Consider the following 21,390-nt stretch of genomic DNA (forward strand, 5'->3'; position numbering starts at 1 on the left):
CCCTTAATGGCCCCGGCCCCCTGAGAGGATCGCTTATGAATGCCCCTACGCCCGCCACCCTTGATTCGCTGACCCACCCCCAGGCCTTCAGCGAACGCCACCTTGGTCCCGATGCCCAGCAGATGCAGCATATGCTGCAGACGCTGGGTGAGGATTCCCTCGAGTCCCTGATCGATGGCACGGTGCCGGAGTCGATCCGCCTGCCGGCGCCCCTGGCGCTGCCTGCCGGGCTGAGCGAGGCCCAGGTGCTGGAGACCCTGAAAGGGATGGCCGCGCAAAACCGGGTCAATAAGTCCTACATCGGCATGGGGTACTACAACACCCTGGTACCCAACGTGATCCTGCGCAATGTGCTGGAAAACCCCGGTTGGTACACCGCCTACACCCCCTATCAGCCGGAGATCGCCCAGGGCCGCCTGGAGGCGCTGCTCAACTTCCAGCAGATGACCATGGATCTGACCGGCATGGACCTGGCCAACGCGTCCCTGCTCGACGAGGCAACCGCCGCTGCCGAGGCCATGACCCTGCTCAAGCGTGCCAACCGCAGCAAGAGCCAGCGCTTTGTGGTGGCCGATAACCTGCACCCCCAGACCATCGATGTGGTGAAAACCCGCGCCGAGTTCTTCGGCTTCGAGGTGGTGGTGGGCAATCCGGCCGAGTTGCTGGCCGGGGAGGAGGCGTTCGGGGTGTTGCTGCAGTACCCCGCTTCCACCGGTGCGGTGGAGGATATCGAACCCCTGATCCAGTTGGCCCACGAGCGCAAGGCGCTGGTGGCGGTGGCCGCCGACCTGCTGAGCCTGGTGCTGTTGAAGTCGCCGGGGGAGATGGGGGCCGATGTGGTGTTTGGCTCGGCCCAGCGCTTCGGCGTGCCCATGGGCTTCGGTGGCCCCCACGCCGCCTTCTTTGCTACCCGCGACAGCTACAAGCGCTCCACCGCAGGTCGCATCATCGGCCAGTCGATCGACGCCAATGGCGCCCCGGCCCTGCGCATGGCCATGCAGACCCGCGAGCAGCACATCCGCCGCGAGAAGGCCACTTCCAACATCTGTACTGCGCAGGCGTTGCTGGCCAATATGGCATCCTTCTACGCGGTTTACCACGGACCCGTGGGGCTCAAGCGCATCGCCGAACGGGTGCTGCGCCTGACCAGCATCCTCGCGCAGGGGATTCGCGCCTCGGCCAGCCTGAGCCTGGAGTCCGACCACTGGTTCGACACCCTCTGCGTGCGGGTGGGCGAGCAGCAGTCCGCGATCCTGGCGCGGGCCTATGAGCAGGGGGTCAACCTGCGCCCGGTCGGCGATGACCGCCTGGGGATCAGTCTCGACGAGACCACCCAGGCCGCTGATATCGAGCAGCTGTGGTCGATCCTGCTGGGGGCAGACCATGGCCTCAGCGTGGCGACCCTCGATGCCAGCATCAGTGCCGCCGCTGCAGCGGGGATCCCCGCCGAACTGCGTCGTCGTGACCCCATCCTGACCCACCCGGTGTTCAACCGTTACCACTCCGAGACCGAGATGCTGCGCTACCTCAAGCGTCTCGAGAACAAGGATTTCAGCCTTGCCCACGGTATGATCCCGCTCGGTTCCTGCACCATGAAGCTCAATGCCAGCGTACAGATGATGCCCCTGAGCTGGCCGGAGTTCGCCAATATCCACCCCTTCGCGCCCCGTGACCAGGTGGGCGGTTACCTGCAGCTGATCGACCAGCTGGAGGCGATGCTGGTGGAGATCACCGGCTACGACAAGGTGTCGATGCAGCCCAACTCCGGCGCCCAGGGCGAGTACGCCGGCCTGCTGGCGATTCGCAACTACCAGCAGAGCATCGGCGAGGGGCACCGCGATATCTGCCTGATCCCCAGCTCCGCCCACGGCACCAACCCCGCATCGGCGGCCATGGTGGCGATGAAGGTGGTGGTGGTGGAGTGCGATGAGCAGGGTAACGTCGATATCGACGACCTGCGCGCCAAGGCCGAGACCCACCGCGAGAATCTCTCCTGCCTGATGATCACCTACCCCTCCACCCATGGGGTGTTCGAGGAGGGGGTACGGGAGATCTGCGAGATCATCCACGCCAACGGTGGCCAGGTCTACATGGATGGCGCCAACATGAACGCCCAGGTGGGACTCTCCAAGCCGGGGCTGATCGGCTCCGATGTCTCCCACCTCAACCTGCACAAGACCTTCGCCATCCCCCATGGCGGTGGTGGCCCGGGCATGGGACCGATCGGCGTCAAGAGCCACCTCGCCCCCTTCCTGCCTAACCACGTGGTGAGCCCGATTGCCGGGCCCAGGGCGGAGATGGGTGCCATTTCGGCCAGCCCCTTCGGCAGCGCCTCCATCCTCACCATCTCCTGGGCCTACTGCGCCCTGCTGGGCGGCGAGGGGCTCAAGCGCGCCACCGAAGTGGCGATCCTCAACGCCAACTACCTGACGGAGCAGCTGTCGGCTCACTATCCGGTGCTCTACCGCGGTCGCAACCAGCGGGTGGCCCACGAATGCATCATCGACATTCGCCCCCTCAAGGAGCGCTCCGGCATCAGTGAGGAGGATATCGCCAAGCGCCTGATGGACTTCGGCTTCCACGCCCCCACCATGTCCTTCCCGGTACCGGGCACCCTCATGATCGAGCCCACCGAGTCGGAATCCAAGGTGGAGCTGGACCGCTTTATCGAGGCGATGGTCACCATCCGTGGCGAGATTGCGCGAGTGGAGAGCGGCGAGTGGAGCCTGGAGGATAACCCGCTGGTGCGGGCGCCTCATACCCAGGCCGACCTGGTGGGCGACTGGGATCGCGCTTACAGCCGCGAGCAGGCGGTGTTCCCGGTGCCGGGGCTGCGTGAAAGCAAGTTCTGGCCCAGCAGCAACCGCATCGACAACGTCTACGGCGACCGTAACTTTGTCTGCAGCTGCCCCTCAATCGACAGCTATCGGGACTGAGCCATGCACTGACCCGGCGCCACCCTTCGAGGTGGCGCCTGTCATGCGGGACACCCGTAACAAAAAAGCCCGGCTTTAAAAGGCCGGGCTTTTTTGTGGGCGCTGGGCTCGCCGATCAGGCGGGGGCCTTGGCGCGGGAGCGGTACTCGCCGGTGCGGGTATCGATCTCGATCCAGTCGCCGATTTCGCAAAAGTCGGCCACTTTCAGTTCGGTTCCGTTGCTCATTTTGGCGGGCTTCATCACCTTGCCGGAGGTATCGCCGCGGGCGGAGTCCTCAGTGTAGGCGATCTCGCGCACGATGGTGGTGGGCAGGTCTACTGAGATCACCTTGCCTTCGAAGAAGACGGAGGTGCAGATATCGGTCATGCCATCGACGATAAAGGGCAGCACCGCCTCCAGGTCCTCGGCGTTGAGCTCGTACTGGTTGAACTCCTCGTCCATGAATACGTAGAGGTTGTCGCTGGAGTAGGAGTAGGTCACCTCGATGCGGTCGAGGATGACGGGCTCCAGTTTGTCGTCAAACTTGTAGACGGTTTCGGTGGAGGAGCCTGACAGCAGGTTTTTCAGCTTCATCTTGACGATGGCGCTGTTACGACCGGATTTGGTGTAATCGGTCTTTTGAATCAGCCAGGGTTGCCCGTCGATCAGGGCAACGTTGCCTGACTTCATCTCTTGTGCGGTTTTCATATTAGGATCCGGAAAAGGGGGATGGGGTACTGCCGGGCGCGAATTTACTCCAGTTTTTGAAAAACTGCACTAGGGCCGCACAACTATTTTTTTGCCCCGCTATTTGCCGGCTCCATTGCTCTGCATGGCCCGCCAGTCGGGGGCTGTAGGGTTGCAGGGCCGACCAGGATTCGGCCATCGGTTGGCCCTGGTTCCAGGCCTGCCAGAGCGCTTCGAGGGCTCGGGCGGCGGCCGGGTCGAGGGCCTGGGTATAGCGCTGCAAAAAGGCCTCCAGCTTGACCAGGTGCGCCCCCTCCTGCTGGGGGTAGATCTGCCACAAAAAGGGCTTGCCGGCCCACTGGGCGCGGACGAAGGAGTCCTCCCCCCGCACCAGGTTGAGGTCGCAGCTCCACAGCAGGTGGTCGTAGTCCTCGGGGCTCAGGAAGGGGAGCAGCTGCAGGCTGAGGTTGCCCCGTGTAAGGCACTCACCCACCGCCGGGGCCAGCCTTCCAAGCCAGCACCCGATATCGGCCACCACCCGTCCCTCGGGAACCAGCAGCAGGCTGGGCTGGGGGTCTCTGGCGAGCTGGTCGAGCCAGCTGGCCAGGGCCGGATTTTCGTAGCAGAACAGGGAGATCAGGCGGGCGTCGGGGGCGGGTTGGATGCCCAGCCGGGCGAGGAAGGCGTCGCGCTCGCCGCTGCCCTGCTGGAAACGCTGTCGCGCCTCGATCAGGCCTGATTCGCGCAGCAGGCCGCCGGTCTGCTCGCTGAAACCGGGGAAGAAGAAGTACTTGTAGAGCCCCGGTCCCTGGGGAGAGGGCAGGCCGTGGCACCCCTCCACCCAGGACTCGGCGCTGAGGTACTCGAGGTTGATCCACAGCACCGGGGTGGGACGGAGTGCCATCGCCTTGATGTAGGCGCTGGGTAGGGTGCAGCCGAACGCCTCGATCACAAGGTCTGCCGGGGTAACCGGTACCCAGTCGGCTGTCCAGTGGTGGACCTGGACCCCCTGGATACGACGGGGAAGCGGCGCCTGTGCGGCCTCGGGACAGAGGCGGAAGAAAATTGCCGGCTCATCGACCCACAGGCGTACCTCCAACTCGTATTCCGCCGCCAGCTGGCGTGCCAGGCGCCAGCAGACCCCGATGTCACCAAAGTTGTCGATCACGCGGCAAAAGATATCCCAGCGGGGGTGCATAGCGTTCCTGCCTGAGGGCGGTAGATGGGCGCGATTATGGCGCAGGTGCGGGGGATTTGCCTCTGTTCTTTTCGCGGGCAAGACAAAGCGCCCCGACGGGGGCGCGTTAAGGGCCGGCGTCGGCATCAGCGCTCGGCGATCAGGCGGTCGAGGCGCTCGAGGTCGTTGATCACCTGCCAGTAACCACCACCGTCCACCACCCGCTTCTCCCAGTTCTGCAGGCGGTGGAGGTAGTCGCGGGGGTCGATGTTGTCGCTGCGTAGCTTGGTGACGTTGAGGGCCACCACCCGGATTCCGCCCAGCTCGATGGGGAAATCCCGAATATGGCCCTTGGCCAGGTCCTCCTCGAGGTCTGAGAAGATCAGCACGTAGCGCTCGCCGGCGGCGGTTTCGTTGAGAAACTCGGTCGCCTGCATCAGGCCGCCGGTGATGTCGGTGTGGCGGCTGCCGCGGCTGAGGCCGTTGACGTAGCGGTCGAGCTGCTGCTTGAACACCCGCTTCTGCTGGTTGGCGGTACTGGGGCGCTCGTCGAGGGTGGCTTTGGCGATGATATCCTTCTCGCTGAAGCTGCCGCTGTCGATGCGTGCCACGGCGATGGAGTCGCCGCTGTCGAGGGTGGCCAGCAGGTAGTTCATGATGCCCTGGGCCTTCTGCAGCTCACGGGTGTAGGTGCCGGAGGTGTCCATCAGCAGGTAGACCGCGCGGTGCTCGGGCCGCGGCTCGCCGCAGCCGCTAAGCAGCAGCACAAGAAGAGTAATGCTCATCAGTTTGCGGTTCATGATTCGGCTCCCTGTTGCTCGTGAAGTTCGATGGATTCTGCCTGGGCGGCGCCTTGGTGAGGGCCTCTGCGCGGTGGCTTGAGAAGCAGGCGTTCGATGCTCAGCGGTACCATGATCACCAGGTCGTAGAGGTGGATCAGCACCTTGCACAGGTGGCTGGCAAGGTTGCCCAGCAGGCGGGCCACCACCGCCAGGGCGCGCAGCAGCCCCTGGCCCGCCAGCCCCAGCACGGAGCGCAGCGAGTGAATAAAGGATTCCAGCGGGATTGCCACGAAGGCGAGGGCGAAGGGCAGGATAAAGCCCATTACCATCTGGCCGATTGAGGGGATCCAGCGGAAGTTGGCCTCCACCACCCCGGCGCCGGCCAGCGACTGCTTGAGGGCTTCGCGGTCCAGCGCCAGCAGGTCGCGCATGTAGGCCAGCGAGGCCTCAACCGAGGCGAGCAGGGTGAGAATCAGCAGGGTAATGAGGATCATGCGCCGGCGCAGGGTGTCGTCCAGTAAGCCGATCACCGGGAACAGGTGGGTGATACGCAGGGACTCAAGCAGGAACAGACCCATGGCGATCTCCACCATGATGATCACCAGGGCGGCGATGTCGGAGGTTTTCATGGCGCCGATGTAACTGGTGCCGCCCACCATCTCCGACATCGGCATGGCGATCAGCTGGAAGTTGATCAGCCCCCCCAGCACCGCGATGACCAGTACCAGTGCGGAGATGAAGAACTGGGTGAGGGAGGAGGTGGTAAGGCGCTGCAGGGCGGCCTCGCTGCCGCTGCGAATCTGCTCGTAGCGCTGCATCTGCTGGTCGACCGCCTCGGCGCGGGCCTCGAGTCCGTCGATGTTGCGCTTGACGCTATCGAGGTCGCTCAGGGCGCGGCGCCACAGCGGCTGCAGGCGGCTCAGCCGGGTATGGGACTGCTGGCTCTTCTTGCGGTAGGCCTCCAGGGTTTCCTCGTGGGCATCGCTGACGGTGTCGTGAATCTTGTCGAGGATTTTGGCCACCGCGGGGTCGCCGTTGCGGGGGATGGCCGCCACCGTGGCCACCACCTCCAGCCAGGCCGGAGGGGAGGGGGGCGCCTCGATGGTGCTGTTGTAGTCCTGCTCGATTTTGCTGACTGTATCGCTGATTTGGCGATGCAGGTTGGGATAATGGCTGAGATCGCGGGTGACGATGCCTTTGATGCGCACGAATTCGCGTTCGATGGCGCGCTGGCAATGGGCCTCGCCATCGGCCAGCAGAATGGCCCGATTGCGGGCCGCGAGGCTGGCCTGCCAGAGGTTGAGAGCGCGGGCACAGAGGCGCAGGCTGCGGTGCAGGCTACGGCCGCTGGTTTGCAGCAGTTGATGGGAGGGGTGACGTCCGAGGTACATCACCACAATGACAATGGCCATCCACACCGCCAGCGACAGGCTGGGCTGTTGGGGCCAGATAATCAGGGCGTCGGTTAGCATGGTGCTTCTCCACAAATTAAGGTGCATCCGAGGCTCGAGACTGCGACCGGGAAGGTCGGGCGAGCCGCCTGCAGAGAGTTATACCGGGCGCCGGTGAAAAATCGGTGAGAAGCCAAACAATAATAATCACAGAGTGAGTTGGGGCGATGGCGACACTTTTCTGGGTTGAAGACCAGAGCCACTGGATCGATAAGTTCACGCCGGTGTTGCAGGAGACCGATTTCGACGGCCGTGAGAATCGCCTGTTGCTGTTCCGCTTTGCCGAGGCGGCCAAACAGCGGATTGGCGAGATGACCGTCGAGCAGATGCCCGACATCGCCATTCTCGATGCTCGCATGAAGGGCAACGATCAGGCCGGCTTCCTGGTGTCGCGGGCGTTGCAGCGCAAGTGGCCGGAGCTGCCGATCATCTACCTGTCGGAACACAGCGGCACCGGTATTGAGGGGCAGGCATTCGAGCAGGCCAGCACCCAGGATTTTATCGCCAAGCACCAGCGCAACGTCGAGGCGGTACTCTGTTGGCGTATCAAGGCGATCCTGCGCCAGCGGGCCATGGCGGGACAGGGTCCGACCGATACCCTGGTCAGTGGCGAGCTCTCCCTCGACCTGATTCGCTGGGAGGTGTACTGGCGCCGTACCCGGCTCATGAACCCGGCCAACCCCAAGCGTCCCCTGCCCCCCATGCCCCGCAAGATCCTGCGCCAGCTGGTGCAGGCTTCGCCCCGTGGCATTGGCACCGAACGGATGGCAGAGCTGCTCAACGCCGACCCCGAACGCTTCTCCTATGCCAACTACCGCCAGCATATCAAGACCCTGCGCCATGCCTTTGACCTGGCGGAGGGGCAGCAGGGAAGTTTTATTGAACGCTGCAAGAGTGGTCGAGGCATCGTCACCTTTGGTGACCTGGGTGCCTACGGCTGGGTTCCCTGAACGCCCGTCTTTGCCTGGACGCGCTCACCAATTACCCCCTGGAATTCTCAATATGAAATATCCTCGTCTATCATTTCCCTGGCTGAGTGTGCTGCTGCTGATGGTGCTGTGTGGTTACCTCTATCTGCTGGCGCAACCGTCGCTCGCGAATTTTTATCGGCTACCCGAGGGGCTATTCGAGTGGCCTCTGCCGCTGGTGATGATGGCCTCGGTGTTTCTGCTGGTGTGGGTGGAGGTGCGGCGCTTCTGCGGGCGCCAGCAACGGTTGCTGCGGGCGATGGCGGCGATGGAGGAACAGGTGGCCGGCCTCAAGGAGAGTAAAAAGCAGCTGCAGAACAAGGCCCACAGCTACTCCAACCAGACCGAAAAGCTCAAGCTCTTTATCAGTGACCGGCTGTTGGAGTACATCGAATACGACGAGAAGTTCCTGCACTTCAAGGGCATCGCCGCCGAGGTGCGCCACAACGGGATCATCTGTTACGACCAGCTGGTGATGGCGCTGCAGCATGCCCGCGACCAGGCAGCGGAGCAGCCTCTTTACCCGCAGGCGCTGACCAGCCTCAACTACCTGTGGGACCTGCTGGACCTCTCCACCGCAGACAACATCGCGCTCCATATCAACAACCAGCTGTGCGAGTGCGAGGAGTACTACTACCAGGCCCAGCTGCAGCGAGAGCAGGCCGGGCCCGAAGCGGCGCAACAGGCGCCGTCGGAGCTGCCCTATCGACCCACCTTTATGGCGCAGGATGCAGTGCTGCGGGCGTTGCGCCCGCTGATGGCGGAAACGGAGTTAGACGCGATCATTGAGCGGGAGGACAGCCTCTGCTCGGGGGAGGCCGGCGGCGGCTTCCGTTACCAGCTGGAGAAGGGGTGTGAACTGCTGGGTAACGAGAACCATCTGGTGCTGGTGGTGGAGAACCTGGTGAAAAACGGCCTCTTCTACAGTGCCCGGGCGGTGGCCAGCAGCCCGGCGGCTAAACGCTACCAGCAGGTGGCGCTGCGGCTGTCGAGGCAGGAGGGGCGGATGCGGCTGTCGGTCTTTAATCCCGGCCCCCCGATTGATGAGGCGAAGGCGGAGCAGATCTACCAGCTTGGCTATACCACTCGCCGGGCCAGGGATCAGCATGGCAGGGGGCTGGGGCTCTACTTCGTGAAGGAGATCGTCAACGGTTACGAAGGGGCGCTGGGCCACCACAATGTCGAGCACCGGGACGACAGCTACTCTATCCGCATCGAGTTCGAGGGCAGTGGCTTCAGTGGTGCCGAGGTGGTCACCGAGCTGGTGGAGGTGGGCCTCGATGGGGATCACAAACTGAGTTGCCGGCTCTCCTCGGGCGAGGAGGAGTCCGTTACCCGCATCCTCGAGTGGAAGCGGGGCAGGGCGATCCGGAGCGTAGAGATCACGGCACGCTCCAGCGGACAGACCCACGCCTTCACCGATTTTTCCCTCAATGAAACGGTGCGGGGGCTGGACCCGGAGCACCCCCAGATACCCCGCTGGGCGCTGGAGGTGCAGGCGCGCAAACGTTCCAGCAAGATCAGCTTTATCCCTCTCGACAGCGAGGGGGTCTGTTTCGAGGTCAGCCTGCCGCTGGCGGATCGCCAGTTTGAGTACGACGAGGCGGAGGCTAGCCTCAGTGACACCTACCTCAGCCGCATCGAGGAGCGCTATCGTTCCATTGAGCGTTAGCGTGCCGCCGGCCCGTCTTAATGACGGCTATAGAGGGAGAGGGTGCCCTTGAACTGCTTCTCAAGGTAGCTGGTGTCCTCCAGCGGCTGGCGCTCGCAGGCGAACCCGCTCAACGCCATCTGTTTGCGGAACTTGTTGTGGTTGCCTCGACCCGGATCGACGAGGATCACACTGCAAGCCTGGGCGGCGTGCAGGTCGATGAACGCGGCCAGCAACCGGGCGTGCCCCTCTTCGTAGAGCAGGTCGCTGCCGATGATCAGGTCGAACTCTCCCAGCGAGCTTTGGGTCTCCTTCCAGTCCATGCGCCGGAAGGGGATGCGCTGATCCTGGTTGAGATCGGTGTTGGCGTTGAGAAACTGCTCCGCCTCTGGATGGTAGTCGGTAGCGGTGATATCCGCGGACAACCGGTTCAGCAGCAGGCTGGAGAGGCCGATACCGCAGCCCACCTCCAGAATACGCTTGCCATCGAGGTCGTGGTCGAGCAGGTAGTGGGACATCACCACCCCCGAGGGCCAGACCACGCCGAACAGCGACCACTGGGCGGAGGAGATGCCGAGGCGGGCAGCCCGGCCCAGGGGGTCGGAGTACTCCTGATTGTCCCTGAGGGTGCGGAGGTGAATATCGATCTGGCCAAACTCGAGGGTTTGGTAACGTACGCGGGGGGATGACATAGGCAACCTGCGGCATTCGTGAAGAGAAGCAGCAGCCAGCTTGCGGGCGCAAGGTAAATGCCATGAGCCCCCATCATACGCCTTGGGGCCGCCAATATCGATCACTGAATGAGCACAGGGCGGTGGCCAGCGCCCGGGCAAGCTCTGTCAGGGCTAGCGCTGCGGCGGGATGGCGTAGGTGCCGACCGCGTGGGCTACCGGCTCGCTCTCCCCCTCGCTGTAGAGGGAGACCTCCCCCACCGCCAGGCTGCGCCCCACCTTCATCAGCTGGCACTCGCCGATCAGGTCGCGGTCGGCGCGGGGTTTACGCATGAAGTTGATGCTGAAACTGGTGGTGACCGCCAGCGGCACAATGCCGATCTCGCCGAGAATGGCGGCATAAAGCGCCACATCCGCCAGCGCCATGAGTGTGGGACCCGACACCGTACCGCCGGGGCGCAGGTCGGCCTCGGTCACGGCGTGCTTCAGGGTGGCGGAGCGGGGGCCGAGCGACAACAGCGTACAGCGGCTCTGGGGAAACTCGCTGGCCAGGAAGTCGCTCAGCTGCTGGGGGTCGGTCATCGGGGGCGCCTCGGTCAAAATGAGGTCTATGTGTACCATAGAATGGGGCGTCGAGGTAATTCGGCATATACTGAGAGGCTGGAAATCGGCGACCGAGGTGACCCTCCCATGACAGACCTGACCCTGGTGATCGGCAACAAGAACTACTCCTCCTGGTCGCTGCGACCCTGGCTGCTGCTGCGCCAGTTCGATATCCCCTTCAATGAGGTGCGAATTCCCCTCTTTACGCCGGACTTTGCCGAGGCGGTGGGGCGCTGGTCGGGGGCGGGCCGGGTTCCGGTGCTGGCCGCGGGGGAACTCCGGGTGTGGGATTCGCTGGCGATCTGCGAGTACGTCAACGAGCACTATCTGGCGGGAGCCGGCTGGCCCCAGGACTCCGGGGTGCGGGCCTGGGCCCGTTCGGTGTGCGCCGAGATGCACTCCGGCTTTGCCAACCTGCGCCACTCCATGCCGATGAACTGCCGCCGCACCATTGAGGGCTTTGTGGTGGAGCCGCCTGTGCAGGCGGATATCAAACGCATCACCAAGATCTGGCGCCAGTGTCGCGAACGCTTTGCCGAGGATGGCCCCTGGCTGTTTGGCGCCTTCTCCATCGCCGATGCGATGTTTGCCCCCGTGGCCGTGCGCTTCCAGGGCTACGGCGTTGCGCTGCCCGAACCGGCACAGGGCTACCAGCAGCAGCTGTGGAATCACCCCGCACTGCAGGCGTGGGTCGAGGCGGCGCGGCAGGAGAGCGAGGTGATCGAAGAGGAGGAGGTGTAGCGGGGTTAAGCCCTCGGCAGCCTGCCGTTGCGCGCTTCGATACAGTCCTGTTCTCCCTCTGCGAACTCGCGGCAGATCAGGGGGCGTCGGTCGTAGATCGTGCAGCGCAGGGTGCTCCGGTCCAGGGCGGCACACCAGCCGTCATCGAGGCGGGCCATCGTCTGCCCTCCCCAGCGGTCGCTGGCGATCAGCTCCGCGGGTACCCCGGTGTCGCTGATCAGCAGCACCTCAAGACGGCAGCAGCAGGCCTGGCAGCTCTCGCAGGTTATGGGGGACTGGTTCACGGGGGTGAGTGGTATGGCGGGGAGGGAGTTCATCGTGTCTCTGGGGGGCAGGCGAGCCCCAGTATAACGCGATTGAAGGCCTTGGGTCGCGGTCGATAGGCTATACTGGGAACGATACGCATTTGCGTGACCCCTCCCCCCCGATCTCCCGCAGTGATCCCCATCGTCGCCCAAGGGGGGCTGCCATGGCTGACCATATTCATGAACTTCCGGTGTGCGGCTTCGGAGCCCACAACCCCCACGATGCCAGCTGCAGCGGATTCGGCGATGAGATCGCCTGCGGCGAGATCGTCGATCCGGCGCACCCCCATTTTGGCAAGGCGCTGTGCCGCCATCGCGATGGCCCGGCGACGCCCCCGGGCCAGCACGACCATATCCACGACCTGCCGGTGTGCGGCTTTGGCGTCCATTCGCCCCATGCCGCCAGCTGTGCGGGGCGTGATAACCCGATCGCCTGCGGCGAGATTGTGGACCCGGCGCACCCCCATTTCGGCCGCGCGCTCTGCCGCCATGCCGGCCCGCCCCCGGTGGCCTCCAGTTTCTCCTCAAGCAGCCCCTCCGGGACCAGCAGTGCGTCGAGCGCCAGTGGGCCATCAAGCTCGGGCGGGCCATCGGGCTCCAGCGCCAGTAGTGGCTCATCGGGCAGCAGTTCGTCGGGCTCCAGTGGCTTCTCCGGCTCGAGTGGCCCTTCAAGCGTCTCCAGCTCCAGCAGCTCATCGGGCTCCAGCGGCTCCTCCAGTTCCGGTAGTAGCACCAGCTCCGGCAGTAGCACCAGTTCTGGCAGCAGTACCAGCTCGGCGTCGAGTAGCTCCTCCGGGGGCGGTGGTGGGAGCGGCATCGACTGGGAGGGTTGGCTCAGGACATTGCTGCGCTGGTTGCTCAGTTTCGGTGCCATCGCTGCCTTCTGGATTCTGGTGTGGCTGACCTGGCTGGGGCTGCAGTTCCCCTGGCTGTTCGAGCTGCCCTGGTTCCTCGCCTTCTGGCAGTGGCTGTGGCGCTGGGTGCACGGCACCACGCCGCCGATCCCCCCCATCTGGCCGCCGGTGCCGGAGCTGCCGCCGGGGGTGCCTGAGCCACCCACCCCGCCTCCGGCCAGCTCCGGCTCCTCTGTCCCCGGCCCCTCCAGCTCGCTGAGCTCATCGAGCGCCCCCTCATCGAGCAGCAGCTCCAGCGAACCGCTGCCGAGTACCTCCTCCAGCAGCGCCTCGGAGGAGGTGGTGATACCGCCCCCCATGACCGGCCACTGCGAAGTGGAGTATCACTGGTGGTTTGGCTGGTGGGTGCGCTGCAAGGGCAGCGAACACTGTCCGCCGGGCAAGCGTTGTATTCTGCTGTGGCGGCGCAAGGGGTCGCAGGAGCACTGGGCCGATGCCGGCATCATCCACGGTGGTAGCCTCAAGTACAACGAGGAGATGGAGTACCGCTGCGTCTGTCGCGCCCGCTAACCGCCGCTAAGCAGCGGCGCCAGGCATCGCGCCTGCGCCGGACTCAGGGTTGAGCAGCGGCCTCCGTCGAGGTAGTAGTCGATGGCGCGGATCACATCGGCAGCGCGGATCATCTCCATGCAGCGGGGCAGGCTGCCCACCACATCCAGGCACCGCTGGTCGGGATGGTCCTTGGGGTCACCGTCACCCAGGGGCAGGGTGCGGGAGCGCCAGCAGCCCCCCGTGCTGCAGCAGGGCAGGGCCCCCAGGGTGTGCAGGAACTGATGGTGGGGGTAGGCCTCCCAATGCACCGGCTCGCGCCCGCCGGCCACCACCACGCAGGGACGGCTGCCGGGGCGCCCAGCAGGCGGCTCCACCGCCGCCGCCAGGTGCATCGCCAGGGTCACCGGGCACAGCACACCCTCGGCGTGGTGCACCAGCCGCACCAGCTGGCGCAGGTTGGTTTTCTCCCGCAGGTTGAGGACCCCCCTGAGCGCGGGATGGTGATGGTTTGCCTCCCCCACCTGAACAAACAGCAGACGGCCCTGGAAATGGTCCACCACCTGCTGAAAGCGCTCGCTGGCCCACCACTTGATGGAGAAATCGTATTTGCCCCCCGCCACCAGTACCCAGAAGGGGAGCGGCTCGCGGGTCTGCTCCTGCACCTGCGAGATCCAGCTACGCTCGGCGGCCGACAAGTGGATGTCGCCTCCGAAACGGGTCGGTTTGATCGCCAGCTGCAGCTGCTGGTTGAGGTGGTCGATAAAGCCGTGGATAAAATGGTAGGGGAGCTGGTTGCTGTGGTTGATCAGGGGGTACTGGCAGTCGATCAGCTCCACCCCGGGGTCGCTTTCGCTGAGGGCGCAGAGGTAGGGGTTGTGCTCCCACAGCGCCGGGCAGGGGGTGCGTACATCGGTCTGAAACTGGCCGGGGTAGTGGGCGTGGAGATCGCGCACCGCCGCCGTCAACATAAGGATATCGCCGGGGGACTGGAAGTTTCGCAGTATCAGCTGGCGCATGCCGGGCTCCCTGTTGCGCGGGGTCTGCACAGGTCCTTAGTGTAGCCAATGGCGTGGCCTGCCCCTCTGATCCAGCTATCGCCAAGGGTCGGGTGGGGTAAGGGGGGCGGGCGCGGGCGCGGGTTTGACAACCCCGCTGAACTCACCTAACACTTAGGTTGTTCCCATGATGTGACGAGTGCTCCCAAACCCTGGTGGGGGCGGCCTCGGCACCACCCCGACGGATCAGTCGTGACGCCCTGCGCAGCCTTGCTGCTGAAGAGCCACAGCGCCCCGGCTGGCAGGAGATTGCAGATTGAGCCAGTCCCTGTTTGAAAAATATGGCGGCTTCGCCACCGTGAGCCGGATTGTGTCGGCCTTCTACGACCAGGTGCTGGAGTCTGAGCGCCTGTCGCCCTATTTCGCGGGGCTGGATATGCGCCGCCTGGTGGACCACCAGACCAAATTCATCTCGGCCCTGATGGGCGGCCCCGCCAGTTTCTCCAACGAAGCACTGCAGCGGGCCCACAGCCGCCTCTCCATTGACAACGCCGCCTTCGACGAAGCGGTCGATCTGCTGAAGATGACCTTCGAGGATTTCGATATGGAGGAGGGGGATATCGGCATCCTCATGGGAGAGGTAATGAGCCGGCGCAGCTACATTGTCACACGCAAGGGCTGAGGGATGGACAGCCGCCTCGACATGAAGCAGGTGATCCAGAGCATCGGCTGTGGCGTGGCGCTTGTGGACCCCGCCAACTGGGAGCTGGTGTTCGAGAATGCACGCTTTTTCGACTGGTTTCCCCCTTCCGGGGAGGATGAGGGGCGCCTGCCCCAGCGCCTGGCGGGCTTCGATACCGACAAGGCGGCCCAGCGCCTGCAGCAGCGTGGCAAGTACAGCACCGAGGCCATGGCCCACAGCAAGGGGCGTGAGCTGCCGGTGCGCATAGAGTGTCGCCACCTGTCGATGGAGGGGCAGGATCTCTACCTGATCGAGGCGCAGGATATCTCCAAGGAGAAGGAGACCCAGTTTATGCTGGATTCCTACTCCCGCCTGGCGGAGAAAAAAAACAAGGAGGTGGAGAAGGAGAAGGAGCGGGTCGAGCGGCTGCTGCTCAATATCATGCCGCGCCAGGTGTACGAGGAGCTAAAGGATTTTGGCACCACCACCCCGCAGCGCTTTGATAAGGCCTCGATACTGGTGCTCGACTTCGTGCGCTTTACAGAGATGACCATCTCCAAGGACGCCAGCGCCCTGGTCTCCGAGCTGAACGATATCTTCTCCGCCTTTGACCGCATCGTCGAGATGTTTGGCTGCGAGCGCATCCGCACCATCGGCGACTCCTACCTGGCGGTATCGGGTATCCCCGAGGAGAGCAGCGACCACACCCGTAATATCGCCCGGGTCGCGGTGCGCATGCGCCGCTACCTCGAGAAGCGTAACGCTGCCCACCCCACCCAGTGGCGCTGCCGCATCGGCATCAACACCGGCACCGTCATCGGCTCACTGGTGGGCATCCAGAAATACGTCTACGACCTGTTCGGCCCGGGCGTCAACCTCGCCTGCCGCATGGAGAGCCTGTCGGAACCCATGCGCATCACCGTCAACCAGGCCACCTATGAACTGATCAAGGAGGAGTTCGCCTTTATCCCCCGCGGCGAGGTGGAGGTTAAAGGGTTCGGCATTATGCCCCTCTACTTCCTCGAAGAGGAGCTTAAGCGCAGCTATTGAGTGACCTTAAACCCGAGATTTTGCGCGGGTCCGGGCACTTTCACCCTGGTGACCAATATGAACAAGCAACCCCTAAGTCTTGAGGGCGCCACCCTGCCATTTTGGCGCTATTGCTCCGGCGAGCAGCAGGTGATCGAGTTTGATAGCACCGGCTGCGAATGCCCGCTGCCAATGATGAACGCCATGGCCGGGTTGGAGCGGATTGCCCGCACCGGTGAAACGCTGGTGATGATCAACGGCTTTGAACCCCAGGGGCTCTATGAGCGGGTGCGGGGGTGTTTTGCGTGGCGGGTTGAGGCTCTGGATGAGCGGCGGGTGATGGTGGTCTTTACCGCTTGTGACGGTTGTGAGTCGCACGATTTCAGCGACCGCTATTGCAAGGGCGGCTGAATTCTAGACGCCGGTTTCCCGCCCCGGCTATCCGAATCGCCCTCCTTTGATGCCCTCCCTGGGCCTCGTTGTCAGCATTCCGCCGCCAATGCTTTCGCGCCCTTTCTGGGTTTAATGTTTTGTCATCAAAGCGCTCCTTTGCGCCCTTTTTTGCTTTTTTTCCTTTGTTGACGCGGATATCTGCGCCTAACTGACATACAATAATCAAGTCAAAGGTTAGAGTTCTAATTAATAGAGGAGCGGTGCTGTGACTGACAGTCGAGACCCAATGATTCCTAGCGGGGAGGTAAACCCCATCGATACCGACTACCAGGTCGGGCAGGATAACGTCGTCGTTAATGTCGGCCCCTTCGGGCTGGATATCCATAACCGTGTGTTTGCGATCTCGGCGCTGAGCGTGATTGCCTTCGTCGTGTTAACGCTGATTTTCCACGATCAGGCGGAGCCGATGTTCAAGGGGTTGCGCGGCTGGCTGACCTCCAACCTGGACTGGTTCTTTCTCAGTGCCGGCAACATCTTTGTACTGGTCTGTCTGGGGGTGGCGCTTTCGCCGCTGGGACGGGTACGCCTGGGGGGGACCGAAGCGACACCCGACTACAGTTATCTGGGCTGGTTCTCCATGCTGTTCGCTGCGGGGATGGGGATCGGCTTGATGTTCTTCGGAGTTTCCGAACCGCTCTCCCACTTTGCCAGCTCCCTGGGGGGGACCAGCGTCGCTGACGGGGTGCGTACCGACTGGGCGCCCCTCGGTGCGGCCGCCGGAGATCAGGCCGCTGCGGCCAGCCTGGGCATGGCCGCGACCATCTTCCACTGGGCACTCCATCCCTGGGCGATCTATGCGGTACTGGCGTTAGGCCTGGCGCTGTTCTCCTTTAACAAGGGGCTGCCACTGACCATGCGCTCGGTATTTTATCCGCTGCTGGGTGAGCGTGTCTGGGGCTGGCCGGGGCATGTGATCGATATTCTGGCGGTGCTGGCGACCCTGTTTGGCCTGGCGACCTCGTTGGGGTTGGGGGCCTCGCAGGCCTCTTCCGGCTTGAACTACCTGTTCGGGCTGCCCGAAGGCACCACCACCCAGATTGTGCTGGTGGTGATCATCACCGCCATCGCGCTGATGTCGGTGCTGGCGGGTCTGGATGCCGGGGTTAAACGGCTATCGGAGATCAATATGGTGCTGGCGGCGCTGCTGCTGCTGTTCGTGGTGATCGTCGGGCCGACACTGGCGATCGTCAGCGGCTTCTTCAGCAATATGGGCAGTTACCTGACCCATCTGCCGGCGCTGTCGAATCCGTTTGGTCGTGAAGACGCCAACTTTTCCCAGGGCTGGACCGCGTTCTACTGGGCCTGGTGGATCTCCTGGTCACCCTTTGTCGGCATGTTCATCGCGCGGGTCTCCCGCGGTCGCTCGGTGCGTGAGTTTATTGTCTCGGTGCTGTTGGTGCCGTCGATGGCCTGTGTGCTGTGGATGAGCGTGTTTGGCGGTACCGCCATCAGCCAGGTGGTCAACGATGGTTACCTGGCGGTGACCGAAGCAGCGTTGCCGTTGCAGCTGTTCACTATGCTGGATGTGCTGCCGCTGGCGCAGATCACCTCTTTCATTGCGATTATCCTGGTGGTGGTGTTCTTCATTACCTCGTCAGACTCCGGCTCGCTGGTCATCGATGTGATCGCCGCGGGGGGCAAGGTTGACGCGCCCACTCCGCAGCGGGTGTTCTGGTGCACCTTCGAGGGGCTGGTGGCGATCGCGCTGATTCTGGGCGGTGGCCTGGTGTCGCTGCAGGCGATGGCGGTGTCCACCGGCTTACCCTTTACCCTGGTGCTGTTGATGTCCTGTGTTGCCCTGATCAAGGGGCTGGTATCGGAACCGCGGGCCTGAGCTAGCCCGGGCGGCGCTGTTGCTGCAGCGGCCGCCAGATGGGTTACCATGAGTACGGTGCAAACCCTTCATAACGCCCGGCACCGCGCCGGGCGTTTTGTTTCTGTCACGAGATTGCTCCCATGCAGCCAGAACAGCACGAATTTTTCGAATTTCTCCAACGCCACCCGCCCTTCGATCAGCTGCCGGAGGAGAGCCTGCAGCAGGCGGCGGCGACCATTGATGTGGTCTATTTCAAGGCTGGAACATCGATTCTGGAGTTCGGCGATCCGGTAGACGCACTGCACATCATTCGAAGCGGGGCGGTGGAGGTACTGCGTCGCAGCGGTGAGCTCTATAACCGTCTCAGTGAGGGGGGGATCTTCGGCGAGTTCGGCCTGCTGCGAGCAGGAAAGGTGCGTTTCCCGGCCCGTGCCCTCGAGGATACCCTGGTCTACCTGCTGCCCGACAGCGAGTTTCACCGTTTGTTTGAGCAGCACGACCACTTCGCCGACTTTGTCGAGGTGGAAGACCGCACCCGCCTGCGTCAGGCGGTGGCGCAGCGCGAAGATGCCAATGACCTGCTCAGTGCGCCGGTACATACGTTGCTGCACCGGGCACCGCTGGTGGTGACGGCGGATACCCCGGCGCAGGCGGTGGCGCTGCAGATGTCGGCGGAGGTGGTCTCTGCGGCGCTGGTGGTCGATAGCGAGGATGGCCGCATGCAGGGGATCTTCACCGACCGCGATATCCGTGACCGGCTGGTGTGTGAGGGGCTGCCTTACCGCTCGCCGGTCGGCTCGATCATGACGCCCAACCCCCTGTGCATCGAATCGGGGCAGTTGCTGTTTGAGGCGATGCTGACCATGCTCAAGGCCAACATCCACCATCTTCCGGTGATGAAAAAACAGAAGCCGATCGGGGTGCTGGAACTGGCCGACGTGATCCGCCACGAATCCCAGAACAGCCTGTATCTGGTCAACAGTATCCACCGTCAGCAGAGTGTCGACGAACTGGCGGCGCTGTTGCCGGATGTGCGCGCCTGTTTCCGGCGCATGGTCAATGAGGATGCCAATTCACATATGATCGGCACTGCGCTGGCGGTGATCGGGCGCAGTTTCAAGCAGCGCCTGCTGGAGCTGGCGGAAGAGCAGCTGGGGCCGCCACCGGTTCCCTACTGTTTCCTCGCGCTGGGATCCATGGCACGGGATGACCAGACCCTGGTCACCGACCAGGACAACGCCATGATTCTCGATGATCGCTATGATCCGGCGCTGCATGAGGCCTATTTCAGTCAGCTGGCCGCCTTTGTCAGCGATGGCCTCAACCTCTGCGGTTACCCCTACTGCAGCGGCGGCATCATGGCCACCAACCCCCAGTGGCGCAAACGGCTGAGTGAATGGCGCACCACCTTCACCCAGTGGATCGAACAGCCGACGCCGCAGTTTTTGCTCAACAGCTCGGTGTTTTTCGATCTCAATGGTGTCTGGGGCGAGTTGCGCTGGGCGGAGGAGCTGTATGCCCTGGTCGTCAGCAAGGCGCGCCAGACACCGAGATTTTTGGCCTGTATGGCCCGTAACGCGATTCAGCGCAAACCGCCGCTGGGGTTCTTCAAGGATTTCGTGATGGAAACCGATGGGCGTCACAGTAACTCCATCAATATCAAACGGCGCGCCACGGCACCGCTGAATGACCTTATCCGCGTCCATGCGCTGGCGGTGGGATCCACCGCACTGAACCCCTTCGAGCGGCTGGATGATGTGATCGAGGCGGGTATTATGCCGCCGGGGCGGGGGCAGGACCTGCGCGATGCGCTGGAGTTTATCTCCATGGTACGCATTCGCCATCAGGCACTGGACCTGGATCTGGACACCGAGGCCGACAACAACGTGGAGCCGGAGAACCTGTCGGAGTTCGAGCGTAAGCACCTTAAGGATGCCTTCCGGATCCTGAGCAACGCGCAAAAGTTTCTCACCTATCGCTACACGCCCAACCGGGCCGGCTAAGCGATGTTATACCTGCCCCCAGAACCCAAGCGTGGCGGCCCTTCGCTGGAGCGAATCGATTGGTCCGCACGGTTTGAGCGCCTGGCCGCCAGCGCACAGGAGCCTCGTTTGCAGGCCTTTTATGGTGCCGGCGCAGTGCCCCTGGAGACGCCCATCGCCGAGGTTCCTCTGGTGGCCCTTGATTTCGAGACCACCGGCCTTGACCCGGTCAGGGACGGTATAGTCAGTATCGGGCTGGTGCCGTTCAGGCTCGACCGTATCCAGACCTCAAAGGCGCGTCACTGGGTGGTCAAGCCTCGCAGTCTACTGCGTGAGGAGTCCGTGGTGGTGCATGGCATTACCCATGCCGAGCTGGCCCGGGCATCGGACCTCGACAGCCTTTGGCCCGCGCTGCTGGATGAGCTGGCCGGACGCATCGTGGTGGTCCATCACCGCCAGATCGAGCGCCAGTTTCTGGATACCGAGCTTCGGTTGAGGACCGGCGAGGGGATCGAGTTTCCGGTGATCGATACCATGGAGCTGGAGGCACGCTGGCACCGGCGCCGGCAGCCGAGCTTGCTGAGTCGGCTGCTGGGGCGCAAGCCGGCCTCGATACGCCTCGCCGACAGCCGCCCGCGCTACCACCTGCCCCAGTACCGCCAGCACAGCGCACTGAGTGACGCCCAGGCAACCGCCGAACTGCTGCTCGCCCAGATCGCCCATCACTTTACCCCCCAAACGCCGCTGTCAGAACTTTGCTGTTAGTTGCTGTCAACTGGGAGGGCACATCTCCCTCCATGCTGGCGAGCTGAAGGACGTCTTGGTGGGGCTCAGCGGGGATTCTTAAGACGGCGCTGGTCGCCCCTTAATGCACCGGTCGGGGTGCGTCCCGACAGGACCCCTGCCGCAAGGCAACGTTTGTAGGTCGGTCTTTAGGCTGACAATGCGCAGGGGACCTATGCCGTCGGGCTAAAGCCCGACCTGCAACTAATCTCCGCGGGTCACCAATATTGGACAGTATCAGTGCAGCCTTAGCCAGCATGGCTGTTGCGTCCTAAGGCCAAAAACCATCTCC

At 63.5% G+C, this 21,390-nt stretch carries 19 protein-coding genes; 11 read left to right on the forward strand and 8 right to left on the reverse strand.

Features of this window, described 5'->3' with window-relative positions; all coding sequences use genetic code 11:
* The first annotated feature begins 35 nt into the window (after positions 1–35).
* Positions 36–2,936, forward strand: coding sequence for an aminomethyl-transferring glycine dehydrogenase (gene gcvP / locus D0544_RS14250; RefSeq protein WP_125017283.1), 2,901 nt, complete (start codon positions 36–38; stop codon positions 2,934–2,936).
* A 115-nt stretch (positions 2,937–3,051) separates the two neighbouring features.
* On the opposite strand, the gene efp is transcribed toward gcvP, so the two are convergent.
* The 4 genes from efp to D0544_RS14270 form a co-directional block, all read right to left on the reverse strand.
* Positions 3,052–3,624, reverse strand: coding sequence for an elongation factor P (efp, locus tag D0544_RS14255; protein ID WP_125017285.1), 573 nt, complete (start codon positions 3,622–3,624; stop codon positions 3,052–3,054).
* Between the two features lies 1 nt (position 3,625).
* Positions 3,626–4,801 (reverse strand): elongation factor P maturation arginine rhamnosyltransferase EarP, encoded by a 1,176-nt coding sequence (gene earP / locus D0544_RS14260; protein ID WP_125017287.1) that lies wholly within the window; start codon positions 4,799–4,801, stop codon positions 3,626–3,628.
* Positions 4,802–4,926: 125 nt separating this feature from the next.
* Positions 4,927–5,580, reverse strand: a complete 654-nt coding sequence (locus D0544_RS14265) for a vWA domain-containing protein (RefSeq protein ID WP_243647345.1) — start codon at positions 5,578–5,580, stop codon at positions 4,927–4,929.
* Complete coding sequence (locus D0544_RS14270; protein ID WP_125017289.1) at positions 5,577–7,034, reverse strand: hypothetical protein; 1,458 nt, start codon at positions 7,032–7,034, stop codon at positions 5,577–5,579. Before D0544_RS14270 ends, D0544_RS14265 begins: the two co-directional genes overlap by 4 nt.
* Before the next feature lie 146 nt (positions 7,035–7,180).
* Between D0544_RS14270 and D0544_RS14275 the strand changes: the two genes are divergently transcribed.
* Both D0544_RS14275 and D0544_RS14280 read left to right on the forward strand, forming a co-directional pair.
* Positions 7,181–7,963 (forward strand): response regulator, encoded by a 783-nt coding sequence (locus D0544_RS14275; RefSeq protein WP_125017291.1) that lies wholly within the window; start codon positions 7,181–7,183, stop codon positions 7,961–7,963.
* Between the two features lie 52 nt (positions 7,964–8,015).
* Positions 8,016–9,653, forward strand: coding sequence for an ATP-binding protein (locus tag D0544_RS14280; protein ID WP_125017292.1), 1,638 nt, complete (start codon positions 8,016–8,018; stop codon positions 9,651–9,653).
* A gap of 17 nt (positions 9,654–9,670) precedes the next feature.
* Here D0544_RS14280 and D0544_RS14285 read toward each other — a convergent pair whose 3' ends face one another.
* Together D0544_RS14285 and D0544_RS14290 are read right to left on the reverse strand one after the other, a co-directional pair.
* A complete protein-coding gene (locus tag D0544_RS14285) occupies positions 9,671–10,324 on the reverse strand; it encodes a class I SAM-dependent methyltransferase (RefSeq protein WP_125017294.1) in 654 nt (217 codons plus the stop codon).
* Positions 10,325–10,477: 153 nt separating this feature from the next.
* Entirely contained in the window at positions 10,478–10,885 is a 408-nt protein-coding gene (locus D0544_RS14290; RefSeq protein WP_125017295.1) for a PaaI family thioesterase, read from the reverse strand.
* A gap of 108 nt (positions 10,886–10,993) precedes the next feature.
* On the opposite strand from D0544_RS14290, the gene D0544_RS14295 reads away from it, so the two are divergent.
* Positions 10,994–11,647 (forward strand): glutathione S-transferase family protein, encoded by a 654-nt coding sequence (locus tag D0544_RS14295; RefSeq protein WP_125017296.1) that lies wholly within the window; start codon positions 10,994–10,996, stop codon positions 11,645–11,647.
* A 5-nt stretch (positions 11,648–11,652) separates the two neighbouring features.
* On the opposite strand, the gene D0544_RS14300 is transcribed toward D0544_RS14295, so the two are convergent.
* Positions 11,653–11,964, reverse strand: a complete 312-nt coding sequence (locus tag D0544_RS14300; RefSeq protein ID WP_125017297.1) for a YkgJ family cysteine cluster protein — start codon at positions 11,962–11,964, stop codon at positions 11,653–11,655.
* A 152-nt stretch (positions 11,965–12,116) separates the two neighbouring features.
* Here D0544_RS14300 and D0544_RS17205 point away from each other — a divergent pair, with 152 nt between their 5' ends.
* Positions 12,117–13,376, forward strand: a complete 1,260-nt coding sequence (locus D0544_RS17205) for a hypothetical protein (RefSeq protein ID WP_164880941.1) — start codon at positions 12,117–12,119, stop codon at positions 13,374–13,376.
* On the opposite strand, the gene D0544_RS14315 is transcribed toward D0544_RS17205, so the two are convergent.
* Positions 13,373–14,374 carry a glycosyltransferase family 9 protein gene (locus tag D0544_RS14315; protein WP_125017299.1) on the reverse strand — a complete coding sequence of 334 codons (1,002 nt, stop codon included), beginning with the start codon at positions 14,372–14,374 and terminating at the stop codon, positions 13,373–13,375. The two genes, D0544_RS17205 and D0544_RS14315, sit on opposite strands and share 4 nt — an antisense overlap.
* Before the next feature lie 295 nt (positions 14,375–14,669).
* Between D0544_RS14315 and D0544_RS14320 the strand changes: the two genes are divergently transcribed.
* The 6 genes from D0544_RS14320 (at position 14,670) to D0544_RS14345 (ending at position 21,080) form a co-directional block, all read left to right on the forward strand.
* Positions 14,670–15,035 carry a group I truncated hemoglobin gene (locus D0544_RS14320; RefSeq protein ID WP_125017300.1) on the forward strand — a complete coding sequence of 122 codons (366 nt, stop codon included), beginning with the start codon at positions 14,670–14,672 and terminating at the stop codon, positions 15,033–15,035.
* Between the two features lie 3 nt (positions 15,036–15,038).
* On the forward strand, positions 15,039–16,085 hold the full coding sequence (locus tag D0544_RS14325; RefSeq protein WP_125017301.1) for an adenylate/guanylate cyclase domain-containing protein: 1,047 nt from the start codon (positions 15,039–15,041) through the stop codon (positions 16,083–16,085).
* Positions 16,086–16,142: 57 nt separating this feature from the next.
* Positions 16,143–16,475 carry a sulfurtransferase TusA family protein gene (locus D0544_RS14330; RefSeq protein ID WP_125017303.1) on the forward strand — a complete coding sequence of 111 codons (333 nt, stop codon included), beginning with the start codon at positions 16,143–16,145 and terminating at the stop codon, positions 16,473–16,475.
* A 268-nt stretch (positions 16,476–16,743) separates the two neighbouring features.
* Positions 16,744–18,351 (forward strand): BCCT family transporter, encoded by a 1,608-nt coding sequence (locus D0544_RS14335; RefSeq protein ID WP_207905935.1) that lies wholly within the window; start codon positions 16,744–16,746, stop codon positions 18,349–18,351.
* A 122-nt stretch (positions 18,352–18,473) separates the two neighbouring features.
* Positions 18,474–20,336 (forward strand): DUF294 nucleotidyltransferase-like domain-containing protein, encoded by a 1,863-nt coding sequence (locus tag D0544_RS14340; RefSeq protein ID WP_125017307.1) that lies wholly within the window; start codon positions 18,474–18,476, stop codon positions 20,334–20,336.
* Between the two features lie 3 nt (positions 20,337–20,339).
* Complete coding sequence (locus tag D0544_RS14345; protein WP_125017309.1) at positions 20,340–21,080, forward strand: 3'-5' exonuclease; 741 nt, start codon at positions 20,340–20,342, stop codon at positions 21,078–21,080.
* Positions 21,081–21,390 lie beyond the last annotated feature (310 nt).

Source organism: Aestuariirhabdus litorea, assembly GCF_003864255.1.
In the GTDB taxonomy this organism is placed as follows: domain Bacteria; phylum Pseudomonadota; class Gammaproteobacteria; order Pseudomonadales; family Aestuariirhabdaceae; genus Aestuariirhabdus; species Aestuariirhabdus litorea.

Bases quoted from the DNA above. Each gene is read 5' to 3' on its own strand.
- D0544_RS17205 (WP_164880941.1), top strand. From the start codon at position 12,117: ATGGCTGACCATATTCATGAACTTCCGGTGTGCGGCTTCGGAGCCCAC.
- D0544_RS14340 (WP_125017307.1), top strand. From the start codon at position 18,474: ATGCAGCCAGAACAGCACGAATTTTTCGAATTTCTCCAACGCCACCCG.
- D0544_RS14265 (WP_243647345.1), bottom strand. From the start codon at position 5,580: ATGAACCGCAAACTGATGAGCATTACTCTTCTTGTGCTGCTGCTTAGC.
- D0544_RS14330 (WP_125017303.1), top strand. From the start codon at position 16,143: ATGAACAAGCAACCCCTAAGTCTTGAGGGCGCCACCCTGCCATTTTGG.
- D0544_RS14285 (WP_125017294.1), bottom strand. From the start codon at position 10,324: ATGTCATCCCCCCGCGTACGTTACCAAACCCTCGAGTTTGGCCAGATC.
- D0544_RS14275 (WP_125017291.1), top strand. From the start codon at position 7,181: ATGGCGACACTTTTCTGGGTTGAAGACCAGAGCCACTGGATCGATAAG.
- gcvP (WP_125017283.1), top strand. From the start codon at position 36: ATGAATGCCCCTACGCCCGCCACCCTTGATTCGCTGACCCACCCCCAG.
- D0544_RS14325 (WP_125017301.1), top strand. From the start codon at position 15,039: ATGGACAGCCGCCTCGACATGAAGCAGGTGATCCAGAGCATCGGCTGT.
- efp (WP_125017285.1), bottom strand. From the start codon at position 3,624: ATGAAAACCGCACAAGAGATGAAGTCAGGCAACGTTGCCCTGATCGAC.
- D0544_RS14300 (WP_125017297.1), bottom strand. From the start codon at position 11,964: ATGAACTCCCTCCCCGCCATACCACTCACCCCCGTGAACCAGTCCCCC.
- D0544_RS14315 (WP_125017299.1), bottom strand. From the start codon at position 14,374: ATGCGCCAGCTGATACTGCGAAACTTCCAGTCCCCCGGCGATATCCTT.
- D0544_RS14295 (WP_125017296.1), top strand. From the start codon at position 10,994: ATGACAGACCTGACCCTGGTGATCGGCAACAAGAACTACTCCTCCTGG.
- D0544_RS14345 (WP_125017309.1), top strand. From the start codon at position 20,340: ATGTTATACCTGCCCCCAGAACCCAAGCGTGGCGGCCCTTCGCTGGAG.
- D0544_RS14280 (WP_125017292.1), top strand. From the start codon at position 8,016: ATGAAATATCCTCGTCTATCATTTCCCTGGCTGAGTGTGCTGCTGCTG.
- D0544_RS14335 (WP_207905935.1), top strand. From the start codon at position 16,744: ATGATTCCTAGCGGGGAGGTAAACCCCATCGATACCGACTACCAGGTC.
- D0544_RS14270 (WP_125017289.1), bottom strand. From the start codon at position 7,034: ATGCTAACCGACGCCCTGATTATCTGGCCCCAACAGCCCAGCCTGTCG.
- earP (WP_125017287.1), bottom strand. From the start codon at position 4,801: ATGCACCCCCGCTGGGATATCTTTTGCCGCGTGATCGACAACTTTGGT.
- D0544_RS14290 (WP_125017295.1), bottom strand. From the start codon at position 10,885: ATGACCGACCCCCAGCAGCTGAGCGACTTCCTGGCCAGCGAGTTTCCC.